This is a genomic window from Marinomonas lutimaris (genome assembly GCF_019426345.1).
GTDB lineage: Bacteria > Pseudomonadota > Gammaproteobacteria > Pseudomonadales > Marinomonadaceae > Marinomonas > Marinomonas lutimaris.
The window spans coordinates 583,671-606,105 of sequence record NZ_JAHLLW010000001.1; the positions used below are offsets into that span (position 1 = coordinate 583,671).

Below are 22,435 nucleotides of genomic sequence, written 5' to 3' on the forward strand. Positions count from 1 at the left end.
TGAATCCGATGTTTGAAAAGGAGTTTTATGACAGTGTTAATACGCGAAGCCAAACGAGAAGATTCAAATACCATTCTTAAATTTGTTAAAGAACTGGCCGCTTACGAAAAAGCAGAGCATGAAGTCTTGGCCACTGAGCAGATGATTGAAGACTCTATTTTTTCAGAGCACTCGTCTACCAAAGCGATCATTTGTGAGAAAGATGGCAATCCAATTGGCTTTGCCGTGTACTTTTTTAACTATTCCACATGGCTAGGAAAGCATGGTCTATATCTTGAAGACTTGTTTGTGTCACCGTCGGAACGAGGCAGTGGCGCTGGCAAAGCATTATTAAAGCATTTGGCAGGAATTGCAGTTGCGAATGACTGTGGCAGGTTTGAATGGAATGTTTTGGATTGGAATAAACCCGCCATCGACTTCTATGAATCACTAGGCGCAAAGCCTAAGAGTGAATGGCTAGGTTATCAGTTAACGGGTGAACATCTCACTGCGCTGGCCACTTCTTAAGCGATAACATATTCATTTAAAAAGGGAATTGATTGTAAAAGGGAGTTGGTTTGAAAAAGACAATAACTGTGATGATTTGCCTTCTGCTTTTTGGTTGCTCTCATGTGCCATTAGGCAGCATGCTTAGGCTGAGTGCCTTTGATGAAAATAGTTTTTTAAGCTTAAATCCGCATGAACTGAGAAGTCGAATTCAGGTCGATAAACCGGTTGAAATAGATATATCCAAAACAGCGTTATCATTGAATTTAGAAACATCGAATGGATGGCTGGTTTTTGATTATCCATTGAAGGTTCTCTCTATTAAAAATATTCATAAGGATGACAATAGCTGGTTCACATCGGCGACGGAATTTACGGAATATGAGTTTGCTCTATCAGATGAGGCAGTGCATAGCTTTCAAGCTTTACAAGAAAAAATGCAGTTGGAAAAACCTAAAAGCTACCGTTTGAATATTGATACGGAACTTGAAAAACTACCTGATGATCAAGACGAGATTATGCTATCTATCTTTGTAAGGCTGTCTGCAGAAAGTGATTACATTACCTTGTTTGATAGAGAATCTTTTGATGTTGAAGAGCATAACTAAAGCAAGTGGAAGCCATGTCATTAATTCTGAGTCAGAGCAGGATCAAAATTAAAGGACAAGCTGCGTAGTTAATAGATTCGTATTAGATATATCAACAGTCACTCAACAGGATTTGGAAAATATTTACCAATACTTCATGCCCGGTGGAAGACATCTAGATGGATATTAGATTTGAACCTATTGCTATCGATACACACATTTTCTCAATGTGTGGCATTTAGACGGGATGCTTACTTATGCAGCTTCGGAACGGATGTTGGTTTTGAAGATTCAATCATTGGCTACGAAGCTCTGTTACGGCGAAACACGTTAGAAGAAGGCTGGTATTATTTTCATATCTGGCATAAAAGTCAGCTTATTGGTCAGTTGGAGTTTAGATCTTTTTCTAGGTCTGTTGATACTGGTTATGTTCAATTAATCTATTTGATCTCTGAATATCGAGGTTTAGGCTTAGGCACTGAACTGCAAGAATTCATCCGCACTCAATTGAGAGATGCTGGTTGTAGCAAAGCAAAGCTTTCTGTCAGTAGGGCTAACAAGACGGCTTTGCGTCACTATAAACGCTCAGGTTGGACGTATTTATTCCCTAACCCTAAAGGTAAAAACATGGATTTTTATCAACTTGATTTGTAGGGACTGGGATTAGAGACTCTAGTTACCCGATTAAAGCACTTAGCTGGGATTGTAAGCATTCTTTACCCATTGATGTATTCTATTTGGGCTGACACACTGCGATATCCCATAGTTTCATTAATTCTGTAATGGAAGCGTCGAGATCCGAGGCATCCACTCCATCTCTAGCTAGAATCGATACACCAAGCAGGAAACTATTGAAGGAAATTCCCATAGACCTAGCGTTCGTTTTTTTGGGTAGTTCACCCATAGCTATTGCGCGTTCTACGCATCGCACAAAGCCTTGAAGCGTTCGTGAGCGTGAGGCGGTAAGTGGTTCAACAACGTGAGTAAGCTCTGGCGTGGGTGCGCTCATTGTCCCCAAAGACACCATACATCCCTTGGGATGCCCTGATTCACATTGCATTTTTGTCGAGCGACGGAGTGCAAGCTCAACAGCGTCTCTGGGTGGAATCTCGTCGTCCCATAGGGAGTCTGTTACGCATGCATAAGTTTCTAAATAACATTGTACAGCTTCATTGAACAATTCCTCTTTAGAGCCAAATGCAGCGTAAAAGCTTGGCGTAGAAATCCCTCCACCAATATTAGCCTTTAGTTGACTTAGAGAAGTCATTTCGTAGCCATGTTCCCAGAAAAGATGCATAGCTTGCATAACTGCTTTCTGGCGATCAAACGTTCTAGGTCTGCCCATTTTTGCCATTTTTGTCTCCCTTTTTCCTATGACTTATAGACTACTCGATACATAAGTTCTTGACAAGATTTGGTGTCTTGTCATACATTTGTATCGATCGATCTATATGTAATCGCGGAGGCACATAAGTGCCAACGTGGAACCCACCAAATTTTTAAAGGATATTTTTTTGTGAATAACTCTCTCAATAAAGCAAATGCCGAAGATCCGGATCGCTTACCAATGTCGGCACTGCTTGCATTGGCCATGACTGGATTCATTTGTATCGTTACAGAAACATTGCCGGCGGGGTTGTTGTCTCAGATCAGTGTAGGTCTGGATATTAGCCAGGCTATAGCAGGTCAAATGGTGACTGCATATGCTTTGGGATCTTTACTTGCGGCCATACCGTTGACGATTGCGACACGTGGCTGGAAGCGGCGTAACGTCCTACTGTTGACCATCTTTGGCTTCTTCGTTTTTAACTCGGTCACCGCTTTATCAAGCAACTATGTTCTAACATTGGTCGCTCGTTTCTTCGCGGGCGTTGCAGCCGGACTTGCTTGGAGTCTATTAGCTGGTTATGCGCGCCGTATGGTTCAGCCCCATCAGCAAGGCCGCGCAATGGCTGTCGCTATGGTCGGTATCCCTCTTGCTTTGTCTTTGGGTGTACCTCTTGGCACATTTATGGGCGCTGCTACCGGTTGGCAAACTGCATTTGGCGTCATGTCAGGTTTGGCACTTATCTTGATCGTCTGGGTGATAGTGAAGGTTCCTGACTATCCTGGGCAGTCCGCTCACGAGCGTTTACCGTTGAGGAAAGTCTTCATGAGTCCCGGAGTTCGACCAGTACTCTGCGTGGTTATGACATGGATGTTAGCTCACAATATTCTCTATACCTATATTGCACCGTTTGTTGAGCAAGCAGGGCTTGGGAAACGAATTGACTTGGTCCTACTTACCTTTGGTCTTGCAGCCCTTGTCGGTATTTGGTTTGCAGGCATGCTGGTGGACCGATATTTGCGCACTACCGTTCTAACAAGTCTTTTAGCATTCGCTTTAATTGCTTTGCTATTTGGATTTGGTGCTCAATCTCCAGAAATTATCTACATAGGTGTCGTAGTGTGGGGTATCACTTTTGGAGGCGCATCTACCTTATTGCAAACCGCATTGGCCGATGCGGCAGGTGATGGTGCTGATGTGGCGCTTTCTATGAATGTTGTTGCATGGAATTCAGCTATTGCTGGCGGAGGAATTGTTGGTGGGATACTGCTTGATTCAGTAGGTGTTAGCTCTTTCCCTTGGTCTCTGTTGGCTTTACTTTCGGTCGGACTTCTTATCGCTTGGTTATATCATTCGCATGCTTTTAAGTCTGGAGCGCGCATCGGTGGAAGGCCGGCCGTTGAACATTGATTGAAAGAATGGCTGGTTAAGTTGGGGTCTCAATTTGAGGTGGTTTTACAGAGTATTATCCTCTTCGCGAGCTCCTTGAAGCGCTCGAAGGTTTGAATTAATTCGTTTTGTAAAACCACACTCCAACTCTGGCATGTGGTTTTACTTGGTTTCTGCGACAGTTAAAGCACTGCCCCCATAAATTGTTTCAATTCATCTGTCTGTGGGTTGGACAAGATGGTTTTAGAATCGCCTTGTTCCCAGACTTTGCCTTGGTGCATGAAGACGACTCGGCTGCCGACGTCGCGGGCGAAGTTCATTTCATGAGTCACTAGAACCAAGGTGATGCCTTCTTTTGCCAGTTGTTCGAGCACTTTTAATACTTCGCCGACCAATTCTGGATCAAGGGCAGAGGTGATTTCGTCACACAGCAAGACTTTTGGTGACATTGCCAAGGCGCGGGCGATGGCGACACGTTGTTGCTGGCCGCCAGACAGTTTTTCTGGGAAGCTGTCGAATTTTTCTGCAAGTCCCACTTTTTCCAGCATGGCGCGAGCCGTAGCCTCGGCCTCGGCTTTGCTTTTCTTCAAGACGATAGTTGGCGCAAGCATGACGTTTTCGCCAACCGTCATGTGCGGGAACAGGTTGAAGTTTTGGAAGATCATACCGACGCTAAGCGCAAGACGACGAACCTGAATGTCTTCTGTGGTGACTTCTTTGCCGTCAACGGTAATACCGCCTTCTTGGTATTGCTCTAAGCCATTGATGCAGCGCAGTAGAGTACTTTTACCAGAACCACTTTTGCCAATGATAGAAACCACTTCGCCAGCTTTGATGTCTAGATCAATGCCTTTCAGCACATGATGATCGCCATAGTATTTATGGACTTGATGTAGGTTAACGAGAGACATTGAATTTTTTCTCCAGATGCTTGCTGTACAGAGACAGTGGATAACAGAGCATGAAATAAATCAGCGCAACTAAGGTGAATATTTTGAACGGCTCAAAAGTAGCGTTATTTAACATGGTGCCGACTTTTGTCAGTTCGACAAAACCAATCACCGATGCCAGCGCTGTGCCTTTAATCACCTGAACAGAAAAGCCGACAGTTGGGGCGGTCGCCACGCGAATCGCTTGCGGCAAGATAATATGTCTTAGGGTTTGTAAGAAGCTCAAACCCAAACAGCGGCTGGCTTCCCATTGTCCTTTAGGGAGCGTGTCGATACAGCCACGCCAGATTTCCACCAAGAAGGCACTGGTAAAAAACGTCAGCGACAAAATCGCTGCGCCCCAAGCGGATATTTCATAGCCCAGCATGGATAAGCCAAAGAAGCACAAGAACATCTGCATCAGCAATGGCGTGCCTTGAAACAGCTCCACGTAAACTTTTACGATGCGTTGCATAGCAGGATTACGAGTTAAACGCATGGCGGTTAATGTCAGTGCGACCGTGGTACCGCCTATAAACGCGGCGAGTGACAATAAAATGGTCCATTGTGTCGCAAACAGTAGATTGCGCAGAATGTCGTAGTTAGAAAATTCGATCATTGAGTTTCCCTCATTTTGCTTTTCTGGAATGCCTTTTAATTAGACGTTCGATAAGCAAATAGGCGTTTTCCTAAAGCGTTGAAAGCAAATCTCAGCAGAATCGACAAGCCAAGATAGAGCAAAGCGGTCACCAAGTAGCTTTCAAAAGCTCGGAAATTACGTGATTGCACAAGGTTGGCTGCGTAGGTTAAATCTTGCACTGAGATCTGAGATATCACCGCAGACCCCAGCATAACGATAATGCATTGGCTGGTAAGTGCTGGGTAAATCTTTTCAAAAGCCGGAATGAAAATCACGCGCGTCAGTGTTTGGCGAAAGTTCAGACCTAACACTTTTGCCGCCTCGATTTGGCCTTTGGAAATACTGGCAAGACCGGCACGAATGATTTCTGTGCTGTACGCGCCAAGGTTAATAGTCAGTGCGATCATGCTGGCTTCCCATGGCGACAACATCATGCCAATCGCAGGTAGACCAAAGAAGATAAAAAAGAGCTGAACAATAAACGGCGTGTTACGGATAAGTTCCACGTACACACTGACAACTCGTTGACCTGCTCGGTTGCCGTATTGGCGTACGGTCGCGCAGACCGTACCCAATACCACTCCCAAGATCGTTGTCAGTACAGTGAGTTCAACAGTGGTTTTTAAAGCACTGAGAAACACGTCGCTGTATTGCAATAGATCAGAGAAATACAACATAACAAAAGCCTTATGCGCCGAAGCCTTTAGGTAGTGGTGCTTTTAACCATTTCATTGAAATGTCGTTTAGTTCACCAGATGCCAAGGCGCCTTTGATCAGCTCGTTCACTTTGGCTTGTAGTGCTGTTTCGCCTTTTGCCATACCGATGTAGCAAGGGGAGTCTTTCAACATGAATTTACTTTCTGGTGCGCGTTGTGGCTGGCGTTTAGCAATTTCAGCGGCAACCAAGTTACCCGTAGCGATTAAGTTCACTTGACCAGATAGGTAAGCGGTTAGTGTGGTGTTGTTATCTTCAAAGCGACGTACGTTAACGGATTTCGGTGCGTTTTTCTCAAGCTCTAAATCTTCTACTGAACCACGAGTAACGCCTACTGTTTTGTCTGCTAGCTCGCCGATTTTTGTCACGGCAACGTCTTTAGAGCCGAATACGCCTAAGAAGAAAGGAGCATAAGGCGTTGAAAAGTCGATGGCTTTTTCACGCTCAGGGTTTTTGCCAAGGCTAGAAATAACCAAGTCTACTTTTTGAGTTTGTAGGTAAGGAATACGGTTTGCACTAGTCACTGGGACGATTTCGATTTTCACGCCCATTTCTTTCGCGATGTAATTTGCCATGTCCACATCGATACCCTGTGGTTTCAAATCAGTACCAACAGAGCCAAATGGAGGGAAGTCTTGAGGAACCGCAATGCGAATAAGGTTACGGTCTTTTATATCCTGCAACACGTCTGCGCTTGCGCTTAATGCGCTAAAGCCTGCAGCGATGATCAATGTTTTACCTAGTAGTTTGGTCAATCTTTTCATGGTTGGGGTTCCTGTTTCGTTTTGTGAATGCCTGAAACACAATTTGCAACACCCATGCCAATATGAAACAAAAGTTTCTTAACTGTTGATTTATGTAACAAAACACTTCAAAGATGACTTGAAGCGCCTAGTAATCAAGCTCGATCATAAAAAGGGTTTGCTATGAAATGGGGAGGATTGGCTTTAATTCGTGCGCCAACATAGGGCGGTGATGATTTTTTGGTGCGTGATAGCTTTTTTTAGAGATCAAATCGTACAACAAGATCTTTAAGCAATAATCTAAGTTGGCAGCTCAACGATAATCAATTACCGTAGAGCAAAATATCCCCGAATTGAGGTTAACACGTGGCTACAAAGCAGGATGTGCTATCTCTGATCGAGCAGACCTACCCGACTCTGTCTCCATCAGCGCGATCAATAGCGAACTATTTACAACAGAACCCTTTGGCGATTGTTAGTCAAACGTCGGCCGAGATTGCTGAAAACACCAATACGTCAAAAGCGACCGTGAGTCGTTTCTTTCGTCAGCTTGGCTACGATTCGCAACAAGGCGCGAAGCAAGCGCAACTAGCTCTGCGCGAAAGTGGTGTACCAATATTCACTCAAGGTTCGTCTTTGGATCAAACCGCGCAAGAGCTAAAAAACCTATCGCTTACTTTTGAAGGCTTGCGACCTGAAACCCTTAACGAGATCAGCGAACGATTAGCCAAAGCCAGCCGAGTGACTCTGATCGGCTTTCGTAATGCTTATCCTTTGGCGTTGCATTTTCGTCAACAGTTGCAACAAGTGCGTCATTCTGTGCGTTTATTGCCACAGCCGGGTCAAACATTAGGGGAAGATCTACACGACATTCTCGACGATGAAGTGATTGTCTTACTGGGCTTTAGACGTCGCACTCGTCAATTCAAGCAAATCGTAGAAGCCTTGCAAGGTCGAAATACCATCTTGATCACAGATCCAACAGGCCAGGTTTATAACCAACAAGTATCTCACGTGCTGGTGTGTCACCTTGGTAACGAAAGTCCATTCGATAGTTACGCCGCACCGATGAGCCTGATCTCTATGTTGTGCAACCGAGTGTTTGGTTTTCTGGGCGATGCGGCGAGTCGTCAGACACAAGCAATTTCAGCTTTATATGAAGATTTGGATGAGCTAGAGCCATAATTTTTTGAAAGAAACAGACCCGCACTGTTTGCGACACTTTTTCAGAAAAATTAGAATTCTTTTTTGTTTCAGTTGACAGAGTGGTGAAACGATTGTTTCATATATGCTAATTAAGCGGAGGATATATGAAACATTTCATGGTACAAAATCCATTCCTGAATCTCAGTGAAACGGCTTGGAACGATAGTTCATCAGCTAATCCTACTTTGCCACTGAGTGGTTTACGTTTGGCGGTGAAAGACTTGTTTCATATGGCTGGACTGCCAACTTCTGCTGGAAATCCTACTTGGCTTGCGACTCATCCTATTCCGATAAAAACATCTTCTAGCGTTGCCGCTTTGCTGAATGACGGCGCTATTTTTTGCGGTAAAACCATTACTGATGAGTTGGCTTATAGCCTAAATGGTCAAAATATTCATTACGGAACACCCTCAAATCCGGTGACACCAAATCGTCTCCCAGGCGGGTCGTCATCGGGTTCGGCGGTGGCTGTTTCAGCCGACTTTGCTGATATAGGATTAGGTACAGATACTGGTGGCTCGATTCGAGTGCCTGCTAGTTACAATGGTTTGTTTGGATTACGTCCGACTCATGGCGTGATTCCATCAGACAATATGGTCGCTCTTGCCCCATCTTTTGATACGGTAGGTTGGCTCACCAGAGACTTAGATACATTAGCGAAAACAGCTAGCGTTTTGCTTAAAAACAAACCACCGAAAGAATTTAATAACATCTTGATTGCTAAGAATTTAATTGATCAAGTTGCGCATGTGGATGAGTTGAAAAAACAGTTACAAACATGGCGTGAAAAAGGTCGGTTTTCAAGTGAATCTTCCATCGTCATCGATACCAAAGTGTGGAAAACTAGCGAGACATTTCGAACCTTACAAGGCGCAGAAATTTGGCACGAACATGGTAAATGGATCAAGAGTTTAGAAGATCTTGATGGTGTCGATGCCTCGGCGGTATTTGCACCAGATATTCAGTCACGTTTCGAATGGTGCCAAACCATTTCTTCAGCTGACGTTGCCGCAGCAAAACAGCAAAGGCAGCGTTTTACTGATTGGTTAGAACATGAAATCGAAGATGCTGTGTTGATCATCCCAACCACGCCAGGTCTAGCGCCATTATTTGATGCGGCTGATGATGAACTCGCGGCCTATCGTAATCAGTTGATGGACATTACAGCCATTGCTGGACTAGCTGGTTTGCCGCAATTGCATCTGCCTGTTTGTACCTTACATGGTGCGCCATGTGGCTTGTCTTTAGTGAGTTCAAAAGGTACAGATTTGGCGCTAATTGAATTCGCAAAAACCTTAATGGAGTAGCGTCATGAAAAAGAACGAGATCGCTTTTACTGCGCCGCACTTTAAAGCCACAGAAACAGGTCGAAAAATTCTTGAGCAAGGCGGTACCGCGATAGAAGCCATGGTCGCTGCAGCCGCAACGATTGCAGTGGTCTATCCGCACATGAATGGCTTGGGTGGCGATGGCTTTTGGTTGATCAGCGAGCCGGGAAAAACGCCAATTGGCATTGATGCTTCTGGTAAAGCGGCGCAATTGGCGACACTGGATTTTTATAAGGGCTATGACAGTATTCCAGCACGAAATGGCAAAGCGGCTGTTACTATGGCCGGTGCAGTAGCGGGTTGGCAAGAAGCACTTGCCGTGAGCCAAACTTGGCAAGCGGCCTCCAACGCACAAAACTTGCCGTTATCGACCTTGCTTGATGATGCTATTCAGTTAGCGAAAAACGGCAGTGACGTGACGAAAACTTACGTTGATGCTAGTAAGAAAACGTTTGCCGACTTAGTCAGTGTTCAGGGTTTTGCGTCGTCGTTTTTAAAGAACGGGGGCATGTACGAACAAGGCGATACGTTGACCTTGCCAGTACTGGCCAAAACGCTGGAACAGTTAGCTGAAAAAGGCTTAGATGATTTTTATCACGGCGATATTGCCAAACGTTTGGCGAAAGATTTAGCTAGCGCAGGCTCGCCGATTCGCTTGGCAGATTTTGAATCTTATCAGGCAAAACGCGTTGCGCCTTTACAGGTTAAAACCAGTGTAGGCTCGCTTTATAATTTGCCAGCACCGACACAAGGCATCGCGTCGTTATTGATTTTGGCCTTGTATGACAAGCTTTATACGCAAGGCAAAACCGCCATAGACATGGCGCATTTATTGATTGAATGTACTAAACAAGCCTTTATAGCCCGTAACCAATTTGTGACTGATGAATCGCGTTTGGCAATGGATTTATCATCTTTATTGGATGACGAACAGTTAGAAAAAATGTGTCACGAAATTGCTTTAGAACGTGCGCAACCTTGGCCCCACCAAGCCAAGCATGGCGACACGATTTGGATGGGGGCTTGTGACAGTGAAGGTCGCATGGTCAGTTATATTCAGAGCTTGTATTGGGAATTCGGTAGCGGTGTAGTCAGTCCTTCCACTGGTATTGTGTGGAACAACCGCGGCTCGTCGTTTTCTCTTGAAAAAGGCTCTTTGCAAGAGCTTGGACCGAACCTCAAACCTTTCCATACGCTGAATCCGGCGTTTGCTGAATTGAACGATGGCCGTCGTATGAGTTACGGCACCATGGGCGGTGAAGGTCAGCCGCAGACTCAAGCAGCGCTGTTCAGTCGTTATGTTTATCATCAAATGCCGTTGGATAAAGCCATCAGCGAAGGTCGTTGGTTGCTCGGTCGAACGTGGGGCGATGTAAGTCATAATTTAAAAGTCGAGCGCGATTTTGCAGATATTGCAGGCAATGAATTGGTGGCGCGTGGTCACGATTTGGTTATCGTCGACTCGCAAAATGAATTAATGGGTCACGCTGGTGCGGTTGTGCTTCATCCAGAGGGACATACCGATGCCGCGACGGATCCACGCAGTGATGGCTTGGCCATCGATAGCACTGATATTTAAAAGTAATGTTATTTAGAAACAATCAGATTTAGTAACACTTTAGTTAGTAATTATCTCATTTAGGAGCGAACAGAAACATGTCATTCATAATGGAAAACTATTCCATGATTCTCGCCATGATGGCCACCGGTGTGGTTGGCGGTATTTTAGCCGGTTTGTTGGGTGTCGGCGGCGGTATCGTTATCGTGCCGGTGTTGTTTTTCTTGTATCAAGGCTTGGGTGTCAGTGCGGATACCGCCATGCTGGTGGCAACAGCGACGTCTCTAGCGACCATTATTCCGACCTCTATTAGTTCAATTCGCGCCCATAAAGCCAAAGGCAATGTTGACTTTGATTTGTTGAAGCGTTGGGGCTTTTTTATCTTTTTAGGCGTAATGATCGGTAGTTTTGTGGTGACTCGTGTTGATGGCGAATGGTTGACTCTGTTGTTCGGTATTATTGCGACTTTGTCGGCATTGAATATGTTGTTGGGCAAAAAAGACAGCATGTTCAAATCTTTACCGGGTAATGCTGGTCAAGGCGTGATGGCGACCTGTGTTGGTTTCTTCAGCTCTATGGTGGGTATTGGCGGCGGTACGTTAACCGTCCCTATGCTGACCTTCTGTAACTACCCTGCGCACCGTGCTGTCGGCACTGCGGCGGCAGTAGGCTTGATCATTTCCTTGCCAGCAGCCTTGACCATGTTGATCTTCGGACAAAGCCCAATTGACTCCCCTTACGGTACTGTCGGCTTGGTTAACTTGATTGGCGCAGCTTGTATCATTCCATTGACGGTTTTGTTTGCTCCTGTTGGCGCGGGATTAGCGCATCGCTTAGACGCAGCCAAATTGAAGAAAGTCTTCGCGGTTGTGTTGATTTTCACAGGCATCAAAATGCTTTATCAGGTTTTAGGTTAGGAGATCATTATGCAGCCGCTTTCATTACCTCCAAGATTATTAATGGGTCCAGGGCCAATTAACTGCTATCCACGCGTGTTGTCGGCTATGTCGACTCAGTTAGCGGGCCAATATGATCCGACCATGACCAGTTACATGAACGAAGTCATGGAATTGTATCGCCGAGTTTTTAATACCAAAAACCAGCAAACCTTTTTGATAGATGGTACGTCTCGTGCGGGTATTGAAGCGGCTTTGGTGTCTTGCTTAGAACCAGGCGATAAAGTACTGATTCCTATCTTTGGTCGTTTTGGTCACTTGTTGGCTGAGATTGCTGAGCGCGCTGATGCGGAAGTTCACACCATCGAAGTGCCTTGGGGGGAAGTGTTTGATCCTCAGCAAATTGAAGACGCGATCAAGAAAGTACAGCCAAAATTATTGGCGATTGTACAAGGAGATACTTCGACAACCATGTTTCAGCCATTAGAAGAGCTAGGCGATATTTGTCGCGCTCACGATGTGTTGTTTTACACCGATGCTACGGCATCGATTGGTGGTAATCCGTTGGAAGTCGATGCATGGAAAATCGATGCGGTTTCGGTTGGGTTACAAAAATGCTTGGGCGGGCCATCAGGCAGCGCGCCAATTACCTTGAGCGACCGCTTTGTGTCTTGTGTGCGTAAAAGAGCCCATGTGGAAGCGGGGATTCGTGATGCTCATCATCAAGGTTCGTCTGGCATGCGTATTCGTTCTAACTACTTTGATTTGCCTATGATCATGGATTATTGGGGCGATGAGCGTTTGAACCACCATACGGAAGCGGCAACCATGTTATTTGGTTCTCGTGAGTGTGCGATTCAGCTACTTAGCGAAGGCCAAGATGCGGTGATTCAACGTCATCAGTTGGCTGGCAACGCCATGCTGCAAGGTGTTCTAGCTATGGGCTTACAGCCATTTGGTGATTTGAAACACAAGATGAGCAACGTAGTAGGCGTACATATTCCTGATAACGTCGATGGTGAACAAATTCGCCATGATTTGCTGAACATTTTTAACATCGAAATCGGTACTAGCTTTGGCCCATTAAAAGGCAAGGTTTGGCGCATTGGCACCATGGGTTATAACGCTCGCCAAGACGCTGTTTTGCATACCTTGCAGTCGCTAGAAACCGTACTTCGTCGTGCTGGTTTTGCGTTACCAGCCGGCGCTGCGGTAGACGCGGCCATGTCGGTTTACGCAGGAGAAAAATAATGACTGGTGATTTATTGATGGGGTACGGCAAACTCGCTCAGTTGGTCATGGACCGCTGTGACGAACTTGGCAAAATCAGTCAAAGCGACGATTGTCTAGATCGTCGCTATCTCACCAAAGAACACAAACAAGCCAATGGATTGGTGGGCGGCTGGATGCAAGAAGCAGGCATGCAAAACTGGCAAGATGAAGCGGGGAATCTGTGGGGACGCTGGCAAGCAGCCGACCCTGATGCACCGCGATTTATCATGGGCAGTCATTTGGATACTGTACCAAACGGTGGTCAATATGACGGCATGTTAGGTGTGATTACGCCTGTTACCTTGATAGCAGCCATGAACCAAGCAGGTATTCGTCTGCCTTTTCACCTTGATGTGGTGGGATTTGGTGACGAGGAGGGCACGCGTTTCAGCTCTACCTTGCTGGGCAGTCGTGCTCTAACGGGTCAATGGCCTGCAAGCTGGGCCGATGTGAAAGACAGCGATGGCATCAGCTTATCGCAAGCACTGAAAGACTTTGGTTCGGACTTTGCGAGTATTCCCAATGCGGCCATCTCAACCGATAACTTACTTGGTTACCTTGAACTACATATTGAGCAAGGACCAGTTTTAGAAGATTTAGACTTGCCCGTCGGTGTGGTTAGTGCCATCGCTGGGGCAAAGCGCTTTGAATTTAATATTACCGGCATGGCAGGACACGCGGGCACAGTGCCAATGAATCTGCGCCAAGATGCCCTTTGTGCCAGCAGTGAAATGATTCTTGCTGTAGAAAGAGTTGCTCAAAATCATGGCATTGTTGCTACAGTCGGCCGCATTCAAAATCGTCCCAATGGCGTGAATGTGATTTCTGGCAACACGGGATTTTCCCTCGATATTCGCAGCGAATTTGATGATAAACGCGATATAGCGCTAGACGAAATATTGCTTGAATTAGAAGCCATTGCTGCACGTCGTAATGTACGTATTGAGCGTAAAACGACCCATGCCGCCAACGCCGTACATTGTGACGCCAAGCTACAAAGCGTGCTTCGTAACGCCATCGAAACACAGGAAATTCCAGTGCACACCTTGTTCTCTGGCGCAGGACACGACGCTATGGCGATTGCTGACATTTGTCCTGTGGCCATGTTGTTCATGCGCTGCGAGAAAGGCATTAGTCATCATCCAGCGGAAGCGATTGACACGCCCGATGTGGCCGTAACCTTGGCGGTGCTGAGCCATGCGATACAGAATTTGGTGTAACGCCTCGCTCCTGTTGTACTGAACCCAGTATCACGCTTCGCTCCCCGAGCAAGCTCGAAGAATCGCTCTAGCGTGATTCTGGATGCAGTTTGTGATGGGCGGTTGAAGAATCGCTTTCACGTTATGCTGGGAAGCTAGCCTTCTTCGGTTAAAAGCTTCCATGTGCTTAATGGGTGTTGACGTGTCGAGGAACGAGACAATACGCAAGCCAATTGAATTGCATGGACGCTTATGATGACGGTAAACGAGCAAGTATGAATACGCGGGTAAAAGTTTCCATGTGCTTAATGGGTGTTGACGTGTCGAGGAACGAGACAATACGCAAGCCAATTGAATTGCATGGACGCTTATGATGACGGTAAACGAGCAAGTATGAATACGCGGGTAAAAGTTTCCATGTGCTTAATGGGTGTTGACGTGTCGAGGAACGAGACAATACGCAAGCCAATTGAATTGCATGGACGCTTATGATGACGGTAAACGAGCAAGTATGAATACGCGGGTAAAAGTTTCCATGTGCTTAATGGGTGTTGACGTGTCGAGGAACGAGACAATACGCAAGCCAATTGAATTGCATGGATGCTTATTATTACGGCAAATGGAATTACGGTAAATAGAGGAGATTTCGATGCAATTTACGCGCATTTTTAACGATGATCAGGGCAAGAGCCATTTTGGCGACTTGAATGTTGATGTCCGTGACGGCGGTCCAATTGGCTTTTTGTCTGAGCGTTTTCCAGCGGGTGAGATGATTTTTCGTGAGACCCCAAGCGACTACGATTTTAAATGGCATCCAGCGCCGCAGCGTCAGTTGTTGTTTATTATCAAAGGCCGTTGTGAGTTTAAAGTATCGACTGGTGAAACCCGCCAATTTGGCGCGGGCGATGTTGTCTTGTTAGAAGACACGGAAGGCGAAGGGCACTGCAGCAAAGCCTTATTCAACGAAGTCAGACACTCGATTTTTGTGACTGTGCCGGATGATGCGGTGTTTGGTTAGTACACACGTTAAACGCTGAATTTTTTAGTAATTCTTAAAAGCCTGAATCGAATGATTCAGGCTTTTTTATTGTATTTCATTTGGTCTTTTACACCGTGCTTAATGTTTATGAGGATGATAATTGTTATTATAACGATCTGTTAAAAAGAACAATTCAAGGAAGCTCCTTAAGATGCAGGTAAACCGAGTAAGAAAATGGGCGTTTTTGTTGGCGGCACTGTTACTGTCTGTTGTTCCGGTAGATCAGGTGATGGCGTCAGAAACAAAGACGATTATTCATGCGATGGGGAGTTCTGAGGTCCCCAAAAAAGTTTTACGTGTGGTGACTTTGTTTCAAGGGGCGACCGATTCTGTGGTGGCATTAGGCGTGACGCCTGTTGGTGTAGTGGATTCTTGGGCGCAGCAGCCAACCTATGAATATTTGCGAGATGCTTTGAAAGGCGTAGCTCATGTGGGGTTGGAAACTCAACCGAACCTTGAGGCGATAGTGGCGTTAAAGCCAGATTTGATTATTGGCACCAAGTCTCGTCACGAAAAAATATACCATCAATTGTCGCAGATCGCGCCCACTGTGATGGCTGAGGATGTGTATGACTTTAAAACCACTTTGGATTTAACCGCTGAGGCGTTGAACAAACCAGAGAAAGGTAAGCAGGTTTGGGACGATTTTCAGCAGCGCATTACGAACTTCCGTAATGTCATTAAAAAGCGCGAGGCTAACTGGCCATTAACCGCAGCGATTCTAAATATTCGCGCCGATCATTTGCGTCTGTATTTGAATCAAAGCTTTCCTGGCGTGGTGTTGAAGGAGATAGGTTTTAAATTCCCGTTGCCGAATGAAAATGGTTGGGGCGTGAAGCTGAAAACCAAAGAAGCCTTGCCTAGCGTGAATGCGGATGTGTTCTTTGTCATTTTACATTCCAATGATGCAGCTGTTAGACAAAACTATGATGCATGGCGTGCGCATCCGTTATGGAAAATGCTCACCGCACCTAAAAAACAGCAAGTGTATGAAGTAGATAATGTGGCTTGGTTGTTGTCTGGCGGGATTCTGGGCGCTGAGAAAATACTAGACCAGCTATACCAAATCTATAACTTACCTCAAGTCGATCACTAGAGCATTTATGGTCTTACTCAGTAGCCGCACTTTTAAATGGAGCCTTCTTGCTCTGTCTATCTTATGCCTGGTGGTCTCTTTAATGTGGAGCATAGCCTATGGCCAGTATGTTGTTTCAATGAAATCAGTTTGGACGGCGTTTTGGGCATACGATCCTCAATCTATTGATCACGTTATTATCCGCACTACGCGTTTATCGCGGGCTCTTGTTGCTTGTTTAGTCGGCTCGGCGTTGGCGGTGGCTGGCGTTTTAATGCAAGCCTTAACGCGTAATCCGTTGGCTTCGCCGTCTATTTTTGGTGTTAACGCGGGTGCCGTGTTTGCCATTGTTTTGTTTTCCACCTTCTTTTCGGTGACTTCCCTGAATACGTTTTTGTGGCTAGCTTTTTTAGGGGCAAGCGTGGCTGGCGCCTTGGTGTATGGCTTGGGCAGTTTAGGCAAAGACGGCTTGTCTCCAGTGCGTATTGTGTTGTCTGGTGCGGCGATTTCGGCGCTCTTCATGGCTTTTACTCAAGGCATTTTGGTGATTGGTCAAGAAGGCTTAGACAGTGTGTTGTTCTGGGTGGCTGGTTCTGTATCTGGTCGTGATTTGTCTATGGTGATGCCATTAGCACCCGCTTTTATTATTGGCATCGTGTTGGCGATACTGTCGGCACCGCAGATCAATATTTTGTTGTCCGGTGACGACATTGCTAAAGGATTGGGGCAGAACACGGTGCTGATTAAAGTGATGTTGAGCTTGCTGATTATTGGTTTGGCGGGTGGTTCGGTCGCGCTTGGCGGCAGTATCGGTTTTATCGGTTTGATGGTGCCGCATATGGTGCGTTCAGTGGTGGGTTATGATCATAAATGGCTAATTCCGTTAAGTGCTTTGTGGGGCGCTATTTTGTTGTTGTGTGCGGATGTGATCAGTCGTTTTGTGATCATGCCAGAAGAGGTACCCATTGGTGTGACAACAGCGATTTTAGGTGCGCCCTTCTTTATTTATTTGGCACGTAAAGGAGGTAAACGTGAGTAAGTTTTTCAGCGTTCGTTACCGTTTATTTTCTTTTTCGACTCCAGTTCGTTCTTTGTGGTCGATGCTTGTTCTCCTCGTTTTTTTTCTCTCGATTATTTTGCTTTCCCTGTGTTTAGGCGAAGAGTTCATAGCTTTGCCGCAAGTGCTTCAGGTACTGCTTGGAAAGGGCGGTCAGGCTGCGCAGTTTGTCGTGGAAACTTTGCGTATGCCTCGCGTACTGATGGCGGCCATGGTGGGGGCTACGTTGGCTTCTTCTGGGTTGGTATTGCAATCAATGATACGTAATCCGCTGGCGTCACCAGATATTATTGGCATTACTGGCGGAGCTTCTGCCGCCGCGGTGTGTTTTTTATCCTTTTTTGCGACGGCAATGGGGGTTATCTGGTTGCCTGTTTTTGCCATCGCGGGTGCTTTGCTGGCGGCTTTGTTAATTTATGCGCTCGCTTGGAATAGTGGCGTAACGCCGATGCGGTTGGTATTGGTCGGCATAGGTATTTCCTCGGCGATGGGTGCGGTGACGACCTTTGTTATTGCGGCGAGCCCACTTTCGACCAGTATTACCGCGTATATCTGGCTAACGGGCAGTGTGTATGGCGCGAGTTGGGTTGAGGTGAAAGCTTTGTTGCCGTGGTTGTTGGTTTCATGGCCCTTGGCGTTTTATTTAGCGCGCCGAGTGAATACTCAAGAATTGGGCGATCAATTGGCAACTGGATTGGGGATATCCGTGCAGCGTTTGCGTTTGTCGCTGTTGTTTTTGAGTGTGATTATGGCGGCTCCGGCGATTGCTTATGCTGGGGCGGTGGGTTTTGTTGGCTTGATTGCACCACACATTGCTAGGCGTCTTGTGGCGCGGAGTTTTGCGCTTTTGTTGCCAACTTCTGCATTGGTTGGTGCTTGTTTGGTGATGTTGGCTGATCTTTGTGGTCGCTTGCTATTTCAGCCTTTGGATATTCCGGCTGGTGTGTTTGTGTCTGCTATTGGTGCACCATTCTTTATTTATTTACTCTATCGGCAGCGTTTCTGAGTCGGTTAGCCATATTGGGATTTTTTAATCATGAGTTTGTCTGAACATTCTTTAGTAGACGATAATTTATTAGCTCAGAGTCCATTAGAAAGTGTGGCGCTGTCTTTAGGTTATGAGAAAAAAACCATTATTAAGTCGTTGGATTTAGTTATTGAATCTAAGCAAATCACTGTACTGGTGGGCGGCAATGGTTGTGGTAAATCTACCTTACTGAAGTCGTTTGCTCGATTATTGAAGCCTTCGGCTGGTCAGATCCTGCTGAATGGCGCTGATATTCATTCCTTGTCTGGAAAAGACGTGGCTCGCAAGCTGGCTATTCTTCCGCAAGGTCCTGTTGCGCCAGAGGGTTTGACGGTTGAGCAGTTGGTTCGTCAGGGCCGTTATCCGCATCAAAATTGGCTACAAAGCTGGACGGAAGAAGATGAGCGATTGGTGCGTAAAGCCTTGCAAGATACCAATATGACCGAGTTTGCCAATCGCTCTATTGATGCTTTATCTGGCGGTCAGAGACAGCGAGCTTGGATCGCCATGGCGCTGGCGCAGAATACCGATATTTTGTTACTAGACGAGCCGACAACTTACCTGGACTTAACTCATCAGATAGAGATTCTTGATTTGCTGTTTGAGCTGAATGCGACCCAGAATACGACTATTCTAATGGTGTTGCATGATTTGAATCTGGCTGCTCGTTACGCCCACAAAATGATAGCCATTAAAGACGGTACGGTTTTTTGCCAAGGCGCACCAGAGGCGATTTTAGATCATGATATGGTGAAAGCGGTATTTGATATGGAATGTCATATCAGTGCCGATCCCCTGTTTGGTACGCCAATGTGCATTCCTTATGGAAAAGGGCGCAAGCTCGACTCTCAGGCGGTTGAGCATGTTTAAACAAGACAATAAGCATGAGCTTCTTACCGACGAGTGGGAAGTGTTGGCGGCATTTGGGCTTAAGTTCTATCAACAAGACGAGCCACTTGCCATCGATTCTAGTAAGTTATTGGATGATGTCTTGTGTTTGGAAACACTACAAAAAATCATGCCAGAACTCGGCGCTCCAAATCTGAAAGTAACGGCGTCTTTAGTAATCAAGCGTGTGGCATTTCTCACTCTTGCTCCTGTCTTATACGCCATGTCTGGGTTTGATAAAGGCCTTGATGGCTCCATAGAAAACAGTGTTTTCGAATATCCGTTAGATAACAGAATTTGGCAATCCAAGATGCCATTAAAAAATACATCGGTGTCAGTTTTAGAAAGCTCGGATAAAGAAGATCGAGACGCTTGGCGAGATGAGATATTGAGTAAGGTATTTTCGGGGCATTTAACCTTGTTGGTCGAGCAATTTTACCGTTTAACCAAGGTATCGCGACGCGTTCTCTGGGAAAATATAGCCGTGCGGGTGTTTAGTATCTACGAACAACGTATTTTAGCGAGTGTGACAGAAGAGAAGAGAGCGACAGGGGAAGCGGATTACGCGTATTTGCTTGATAAAACCACGACTCAATTATTTGGTTTAGAAGAAAATCCTTTGACGGTATTTTATCGAGATAAGCAGTTAACGGTACTATCGGAAAACCCTGTTCGAGTTCGACGCACTTGCTGTTTTTACTACCAAGCCACTGAGCCGCCAGTGTATTGCGGCTCCTGTCCTTTGCCATTGAGAAAAAAAACAACCTCGCCTTAATCCTCCCCTTGAAGATAAGGGGAGGAGGCTGTTCTCGTCGTTTTTAGGGGCTAAAAGTCTAAACCATAAGCCAGTGTCACAGTACGGCCTCGACCCTTAAAGTAAAGATCATCCGTTTTGACAGAGCTTTGAGAGTAGTAAGTGAAGTAGTCTTCGTTAAATACGTTGGCGACAGCAACACTCATTTTACCAACCGGAAGTTTGTAACCAACGGATGCGTCGACCAGGGTGTAGCCATCAAACTTTAACTCGTCATCATCGAAGCTCCTGTCAAAGGCATGATTGACTTGCAGCAAAGAGGATAGCTTGTCATTCCAACGAGCATTCCATGAAGTCACTAAGCGATTAGGTGAAATATTTGCTCCAGTTTGTTTTGTATCCACTTTCCCGTCGTCGTTACTGTCATACTTACCCTGAACATAAGAATAGTTGGCTTGTAGTCTGTGGTCCTTGTTTAGCTGGAATCCTAAAGAAGCTTCTAAACCATGAGCTTCTGTCTTTCTCCGTTCAATAATATATATGTCGTCCTGTGGAACAACATTGCTATCTAAGTCTGTATTAGACTGGTACGCGCTGACCTCAAAGTCGTATGTATTTTTATTAATACGGAATCCTACTTCATAATTGGTAGTTACAACCGGATCGAGGTCAATTAGTGTATCCACATCATAGTTGGCTCCCTTCACTGTGCGTAATATGCGTCCGACATCAGGCATACCAAATCCCTCTGAGTAGTTGGCAAATACACTGACAGCAGGTGTGATCTTAAAAACAGCACCAGCGTTGTAAACCGTGTCACTAAAGCTCGGCTTGCCTCCATTTACTGTCACACTGTTATTCGCTGCAACTGTTTGGTAAGTGTCTACGTCTAACTTAGCGTGTTCATTCCGGGCACCAGCTTGTAGTACTAAGCGATCAGTTGGTCGGTATTCAAATTGCACGAATGGCGCGTAATTGGTGTATTCCGTTTCAGGAACATAAGTGCGATTAGTCAATATTAACGTCTGACTGGTGGTGTCTTGTAACAAATCTAAGCCTGCAGTGACGCTTAAATCGTTATCTAACAGGTCGTCTTTAGTTAAGCTGAATTTTGCACCGATTTTTTCTGATTGGTTTTGGCTTTGGTCATAAAGTGTGCCACTTGGTGCAATGCTGGAGTCTTGAAAGCTTCCGGAGTTCGTTGCGCCATAACGGCCTTCAAAATCTTGGTGGAAGACTTGCGCTTTAAGCTCCATACCATCAAGGTCGCTGTCGGTATAAGCAAGACTGGTAGTTTGAACATCGTTGTATGGAGCAAGACCTCTTGGTGTGCTTTTGATTGAGCTGGTTGGAACGCCGTTTGATCTGTCTCCGTTGACACCAGTGAAGTTCATTCGTCCTTTTAATCGGTACTTGTTAACTTCAAGTTCCAGTCTTTGATCATCAGTCAGCCAGTAACCAAGCTTGACGAAAGCATCGTAGCTTTTTGAATCCATCGTATCGCCACGAGTAGAGTCCGAGCCTACATAATCGCCGTCGGCATCAAGGTAAACGCCTTGTACTTCGTTGGTCAAACCTACAAGGTAGTCAAAATTATCTTGTGCACCTTCTACTTGATAGCCAATTTTATAGGCCAGAGAATCGCTTTTTAATTCATCTGTCGGTGTGGTCAGTTGTACATCGACGTGTTGTTTTAATTCGTTTGAACGATTTGATTTGGTGATGAAGTTAATAATACCGCCAGTTGCTCCTAATCCATGAATTGCGCTTGCACCATGGATTACTTCAATGCGTTCTACCATAGCAAGGTCAATGGTGTGTGCTGCACGGCTACCGTCACGAAGTGGATTAGACTGTGGAACACCATCTATCATGTATAAAACAGAACGACCGCGAAAGGATTGGCTACTATCGTTTAATTTTTGCGTATTGGGCGCATAGGCTGGTAGAAGGCTAGAAAGCACCTGCGAGCTGTCAGAGCTAATAGATAGTTGATCTTCAATTTGCTGTCGAGTGATGACAGTAATGACCTGGGGACTGTCATCCTTTTTGGTATTCGATCGGCTGGTTTGGATAACTAGTTCATCGAGGCTTATGGATTCCGTTTCTGCAAAGGTGGTTTGTGAGGCACTAAGGGCGAAAGGCAATAGGATAATCGCCGTGTAAGGTTTTTTGGATAACATCTCATAAGTCCAATAATAGTAAATTTATGTAAATGCTAATGTATTCAATAACCATTATCAAATGAATGGCGGTGAAGATATTTTAAAAAGAGTAAGTTATGAGGATAACCCTTTGTTTATCCTCATAAATAAAAAAC

22 protein-coding genes are annotated in these 22,435 nt (G+C 45.6%); 16 read left to right on the forward strand and 6 right to left on the reverse strand.

Going from position 1 to position 22,435, the window contains the following annotated elements:
• Nucleotides 1-27: 27 nt before the first annotated feature.
• From KPL72_RS02610 to KPL72_RS02620, 3 genes are all read left to right on the forward strand, one after another.
• Nucleotides 28-507, forward strand: coding sequence for a GNAT family N-acetyltransferase (locus KPL72_RS02610; protein WP_219701741.1), 480 nt, complete (start codon nt 28-30; stop codon nt 505-507).
• A 50-nt stretch (nt 508-557) separates the two neighbouring features.
• A complete protein-coding gene (locus KPL72_RS02615) occupies nt 558-1,094 on the forward strand; it encodes a hypothetical protein (RefSeq protein ID WP_219701742.1) in 537 nt (178 codons plus the stop codon).
• Nucleotides 1,095-1,265: 171 nt separating this feature from the next.
• Nucleotides 1,266-1,727, forward strand: coding sequence for a GNAT family N-acetyltransferase (locus KPL72_RS02620; protein WP_219701743.1), 462 nt, complete (start codon nt 1,266-1,268; stop codon nt 1,725-1,727).
• Nucleotides 1,728-1,806: 79 nt separating this feature from the next.
• On the opposite strand, the gene KPL72_RS02625 is transcribed toward KPL72_RS02620, so the two are convergent.
• Nucleotides 1,807-2,379, reverse strand: a complete 573-nt coding sequence (locus tag KPL72_RS02625; protein WP_249422051.1) for a TetR/AcrR family transcriptional regulator — start codon at nt 2,377-2,379, stop codon at nt 1,807-1,809.
• Nucleotides 2,380-2,589: 210 nt separating this feature from the next.
• Between KPL72_RS02625 and KPL72_RS02630 the strand changes: the two genes are divergently transcribed.
• Nucleotides 2,590-3,810, forward strand: coding sequence for an MFS transporter (locus KPL72_RS02630; RefSeq protein WP_346729489.1), 1,221 nt, complete (start codon nt 2,590-2,592; stop codon nt 3,808-3,810).
• A 161-nt stretch (nt 3,811-3,971) separates the two neighbouring features.
• Here KPL72_RS02630 and KPL72_RS02635 read toward each other — a convergent pair whose 3' ends face one another.
• From KPL72_RS02635 to KPL72_RS02650, 4 genes are read right to left on the reverse strand one after another with little or no spacing between them, the layout of a single operon-like run.
• Nucleotides 3,972-4,700: an amino acid ABC transporter ATP-binding protein gene (locus KPL72_RS02635; RefSeq protein WP_219701745.1), complete on the reverse strand. Its 729-nt coding sequence runs from the start codon at nt 4,698-4,700 to the stop codon at nt 3,972-3,974.
• On the reverse strand, nt 4,687-5,337 hold the full coding sequence (locus KPL72_RS02640) for an amino acid ABC transporter permease (RefSeq protein ID WP_219701746.1): 651 nt from the start codon (nt 5,335-5,337) through the stop codon (nt 4,687-4,689). Before KPL72_RS02640 ends, KPL72_RS02635 begins: the two co-directional genes overlap by 14 nt.
• A 35-nt stretch (nt 5,338-5,372) precedes the next feature.
• Nucleotides 5,373-6,035, reverse strand: a complete 663-nt coding sequence (locus KPL72_RS02645; RefSeq protein WP_219701747.1) for an amino acid ABC transporter permease — start codon at nt 6,033-6,035, stop codon at nt 5,373-5,375.
• A 10-nt stretch (nt 6,036-6,045) separates the two neighbouring features.
• Entirely contained in the window at nt 6,046-6,837 is a 792-nt protein-coding gene (locus KPL72_RS02650; protein ID WP_212917416.1) for a transporter substrate-binding domain-containing protein, read from the reverse strand.
• Between the two features lie 345 nt (nt 6,838-7,182).
• Between KPL72_RS02650 and KPL72_RS02655 the strand changes: the two genes are divergently transcribed.
• The 12 genes from KPL72_RS02655 (at nt 7,183) to KPL72_RS02710 (ending at nt 20,136) form a co-directional block, all read left to right on the forward strand.
• Nucleotides 7,183-8,001: a MurR/RpiR family transcriptional regulator gene (locus tag KPL72_RS02655; protein ID WP_212917417.1), complete on the forward strand. Its 819-nt coding sequence runs from the start codon at nt 7,183-7,185 to the stop codon at nt 7,999-8,001.
• Nucleotides 8,002-8,126: 125 nt separating this feature from the next.
• Nucleotides 8,127-9,329, forward strand: coding sequence for an amidase (locus KPL72_RS02660; RefSeq protein WP_219701748.1), 1,203 nt, complete (start codon nt 8,127-8,129; stop codon nt 9,327-9,329).
• Nucleotides 9,330-9,333: 4 nt separating this feature from the next.
• Nucleotides 9,334-10,929 carry a gamma-glutamyltransferase family protein gene (locus KPL72_RS02665; RefSeq protein WP_219701749.1) on the forward strand — a complete coding sequence of 532 codons (1,596 nt, stop codon included), beginning with the start codon at nt 9,334-9,336 and terminating at the stop codon, nt 10,927-10,929.
• 77 nt (nt 10,930-11,006) lie between these two features.
• Complete coding sequence (locus KPL72_RS02670; RefSeq protein ID WP_114413114.1) at nt 11,007-11,825, forward strand: sulfite exporter TauE/SafE family protein; 819 nt, start codon at nt 11,007-11,009, stop codon at nt 11,823-11,825.
• Nucleotides 11,826-11,834: 9 nt separating this feature from the next.
• On the forward strand, nt 11,835-13,055 hold the full coding sequence (locus KPL72_RS02675; protein WP_219701750.1) for a pyridoxal-phosphate-dependent aminotransferase family protein: 1,221 nt from the start codon (nt 11,835-11,837) through the stop codon (nt 13,053-13,055).
• On the forward strand, nt 13,055-14,296 hold the full coding sequence (locus tag KPL72_RS02680; protein ID WP_219701751.1) for an allantoate amidohydrolase: 1,242 nt from the start codon (nt 13,055-13,057) through the stop codon (nt 14,294-14,296). Before KPL72_RS02675 ends, KPL72_RS02680 begins: the two co-directional genes overlap by 1 nt.
• A gap of 628 nt (nt 14,297-14,924) precedes the next feature.
• Nucleotides 14,925-15,293, forward strand: coding sequence for a cupin domain-containing protein (locus tag KPL72_RS02685; protein WP_219701752.1), 369 nt, complete (start codon nt 14,925-14,927; stop codon nt 15,291-15,293).
• Nucleotides 15,294-15,465: 172 nt separating this feature from the next.
• Nucleotides 15,466-16,410, forward strand: a complete 945-nt coding sequence (locus tag KPL72_RS02690; protein WP_219701753.1) for an ABC transporter substrate-binding protein — start codon at nt 15,466-15,468, stop codon at nt 16,408-16,410.
• A gap of 7 nt (nt 16,411-16,417) precedes the next feature.
• Entirely contained in the window at nt 16,418-17,428 is a 1,011-nt protein-coding gene (locus KPL72_RS02695; protein WP_219701754.1) for a FecCD family ABC transporter permease, read from the forward strand.
• Entirely contained in the window at nt 17,421-18,452 is a 1,032-nt protein-coding gene (locus KPL72_RS02700; protein ID WP_219701755.1) for a FecCD family ABC transporter permease, read from the forward strand. The genes KPL72_RS02695 and KPL72_RS02700 overlap by 8 nt, the downstream gene beginning before the upstream one ends.
• A gap of 30 nt (nt 18,453-18,482) precedes the next feature.
• Nucleotides 18,483-19,343: an ABC transporter ATP-binding protein gene (locus KPL72_RS02705; protein WP_249422053.1), complete on the forward strand. Its 861-nt coding sequence runs from the start codon at nt 18,483-18,485 to the stop codon at nt 19,341-19,343.
• Nucleotides 19,336-20,136: an IucA/IucC family C-terminal-domain containing protein gene (locus KPL72_RS02710; RefSeq protein ID WP_219701756.1), complete on the forward strand. Its 801-nt coding sequence runs from the start codon at nt 19,336-19,338 to the stop codon at nt 20,134-20,136. The genes KPL72_RS02705 and KPL72_RS02710 overlap by 8 nt, the downstream gene beginning before the upstream one ends.
• A 50-nt stretch (nt 20,137-20,186) precedes the next feature.
• On the opposite strand, the gene KPL72_RS02715 is transcribed toward KPL72_RS02710, so the two are convergent.
• The gene (locus KPL72_RS02715) at nt 20,187-22,298 is read right to left on the reverse strand and encodes a TonB-dependent receptor (protein ID WP_219701757.1); all 2,112 of its coding nucleotides are present in this window, start codon (nt 22,296-22,298) and stop codon (nt 20,187-20,189) included.
• Nucleotides 22,299-22,435 lie beyond the last annotated feature (137 nt).

What these genes read in the sequence shown, in the direction of transcription:
- KPL72_RS02610 (WP_219701741.1), top strand. Translation starts at nt 28, where the DNA reads ATGACAGTGTTAATACGCGAAGCCAAACGAGAAGATTCAAATACCATT.
- KPL72_RS02625 (WP_249422051.1), bottom strand. Translation starts at nt 2,379, where the DNA reads ATGCAAGCTATGCATCTTTTCTGGGAACATGGCTACGAAATGACTTCT.
- KPL72_RS02635 (WP_219701745.1), bottom strand. Translation starts at nt 4,700, where the DNA reads ATGTCTCTCGTTAACCTACATCAAGTCCATAAATACTATGGCGATCAT.
- KPL72_RS02640 (WP_219701746.1), bottom strand. Translation starts at nt 5,337, where the DNA reads ATGATCGAATTTTCTAACTACGACATTCTGCGCAATCTACTGTTTGCG.
- KPL72_RS02645 (WP_219701747.1), bottom strand. Translation starts at nt 6,035, where the DNA reads ATGTTGTATTTCTCTGATCTATTGCAATACAGCGACGTGTTTCTCAGT.
- KPL72_RS02650 (WP_212917416.1), bottom strand. Translation starts at nt 6,837, where the DNA reads ATGAAAAGATTGACCAAACTACTAGGTAAAACATTGATCATCGCTGCA.
- KPL72_RS02660 (WP_219701748.1), top strand. Translation starts at nt 8,127, where the DNA reads ATGAAACATTTCATGGTACAAAATCCATTCCTGAATCTCAGTGAAACG.
- KPL72_RS02665 (WP_219701749.1), top strand. Translation starts at nt 9,334, where the DNA reads ATGAAAAAGAACGAGATCGCTTTTACTGCGCCGCACTTTAAAGCCACA.
- KPL72_RS02670 (WP_114413114.1), top strand. Translation starts at nt 11,007, where the DNA reads ATGTCATTCATAATGGAAAACTATTCCATGATTCTCGCCATGATGGCC.
- KPL72_RS02675 (WP_219701750.1), top strand. Translation starts at nt 11,835, where the DNA reads ATGCAGCCGCTTTCATTACCTCCAAGATTATTAATGGGTCCAGGGCCA.
- KPL72_RS02680 (WP_219701751.1), top strand. Translation starts at nt 13,055, where the DNA reads ATGACTGGTGATTTATTGATGGGGTACGGCAAACTCGCTCAGTTGGTC.
- KPL72_RS02685 (WP_219701752.1), top strand. Translation starts at nt 14,925, where the DNA reads ATGCAATTTACGCGCATTTTTAACGATGATCAGGGCAAGAGCCATTTT.
- KPL72_RS02690 (WP_219701753.1), top strand. Translation starts at nt 15,466, where the DNA reads ATGCAGGTAAACCGAGTAAGAAAATGGGCGTTTTTGTTGGCGGCACTG.
- KPL72_RS02695 (WP_219701754.1), top strand. Translation starts at nt 16,418, where the DNA reads ATGGTCTTACTCAGTAGCCGCACTTTTAAATGGAGCCTTCTTGCTCTG.
- KPL72_RS02705 (WP_249422053.1), top strand. Translation starts at nt 18,483, where the DNA reads ATGAGTTTGTCTGAACATTCTTTAGTAGACGATAATTTATTAGCTCAG.
- KPL72_RS02710 (WP_219701756.1), top strand. Translation starts at nt 19,336, where the DNA reads ATGTTTAAACAAGACAATAAGCATGAGCTTCTTACCGACGAGTGGGAA.
- KPL72_RS02715 (WP_219701757.1), bottom strand. Translation starts at nt 22,298, where the DNA reads ATGTTATCCAAAAAACCTTACACGGCGATTATCCTATTGCCTTTCGCC.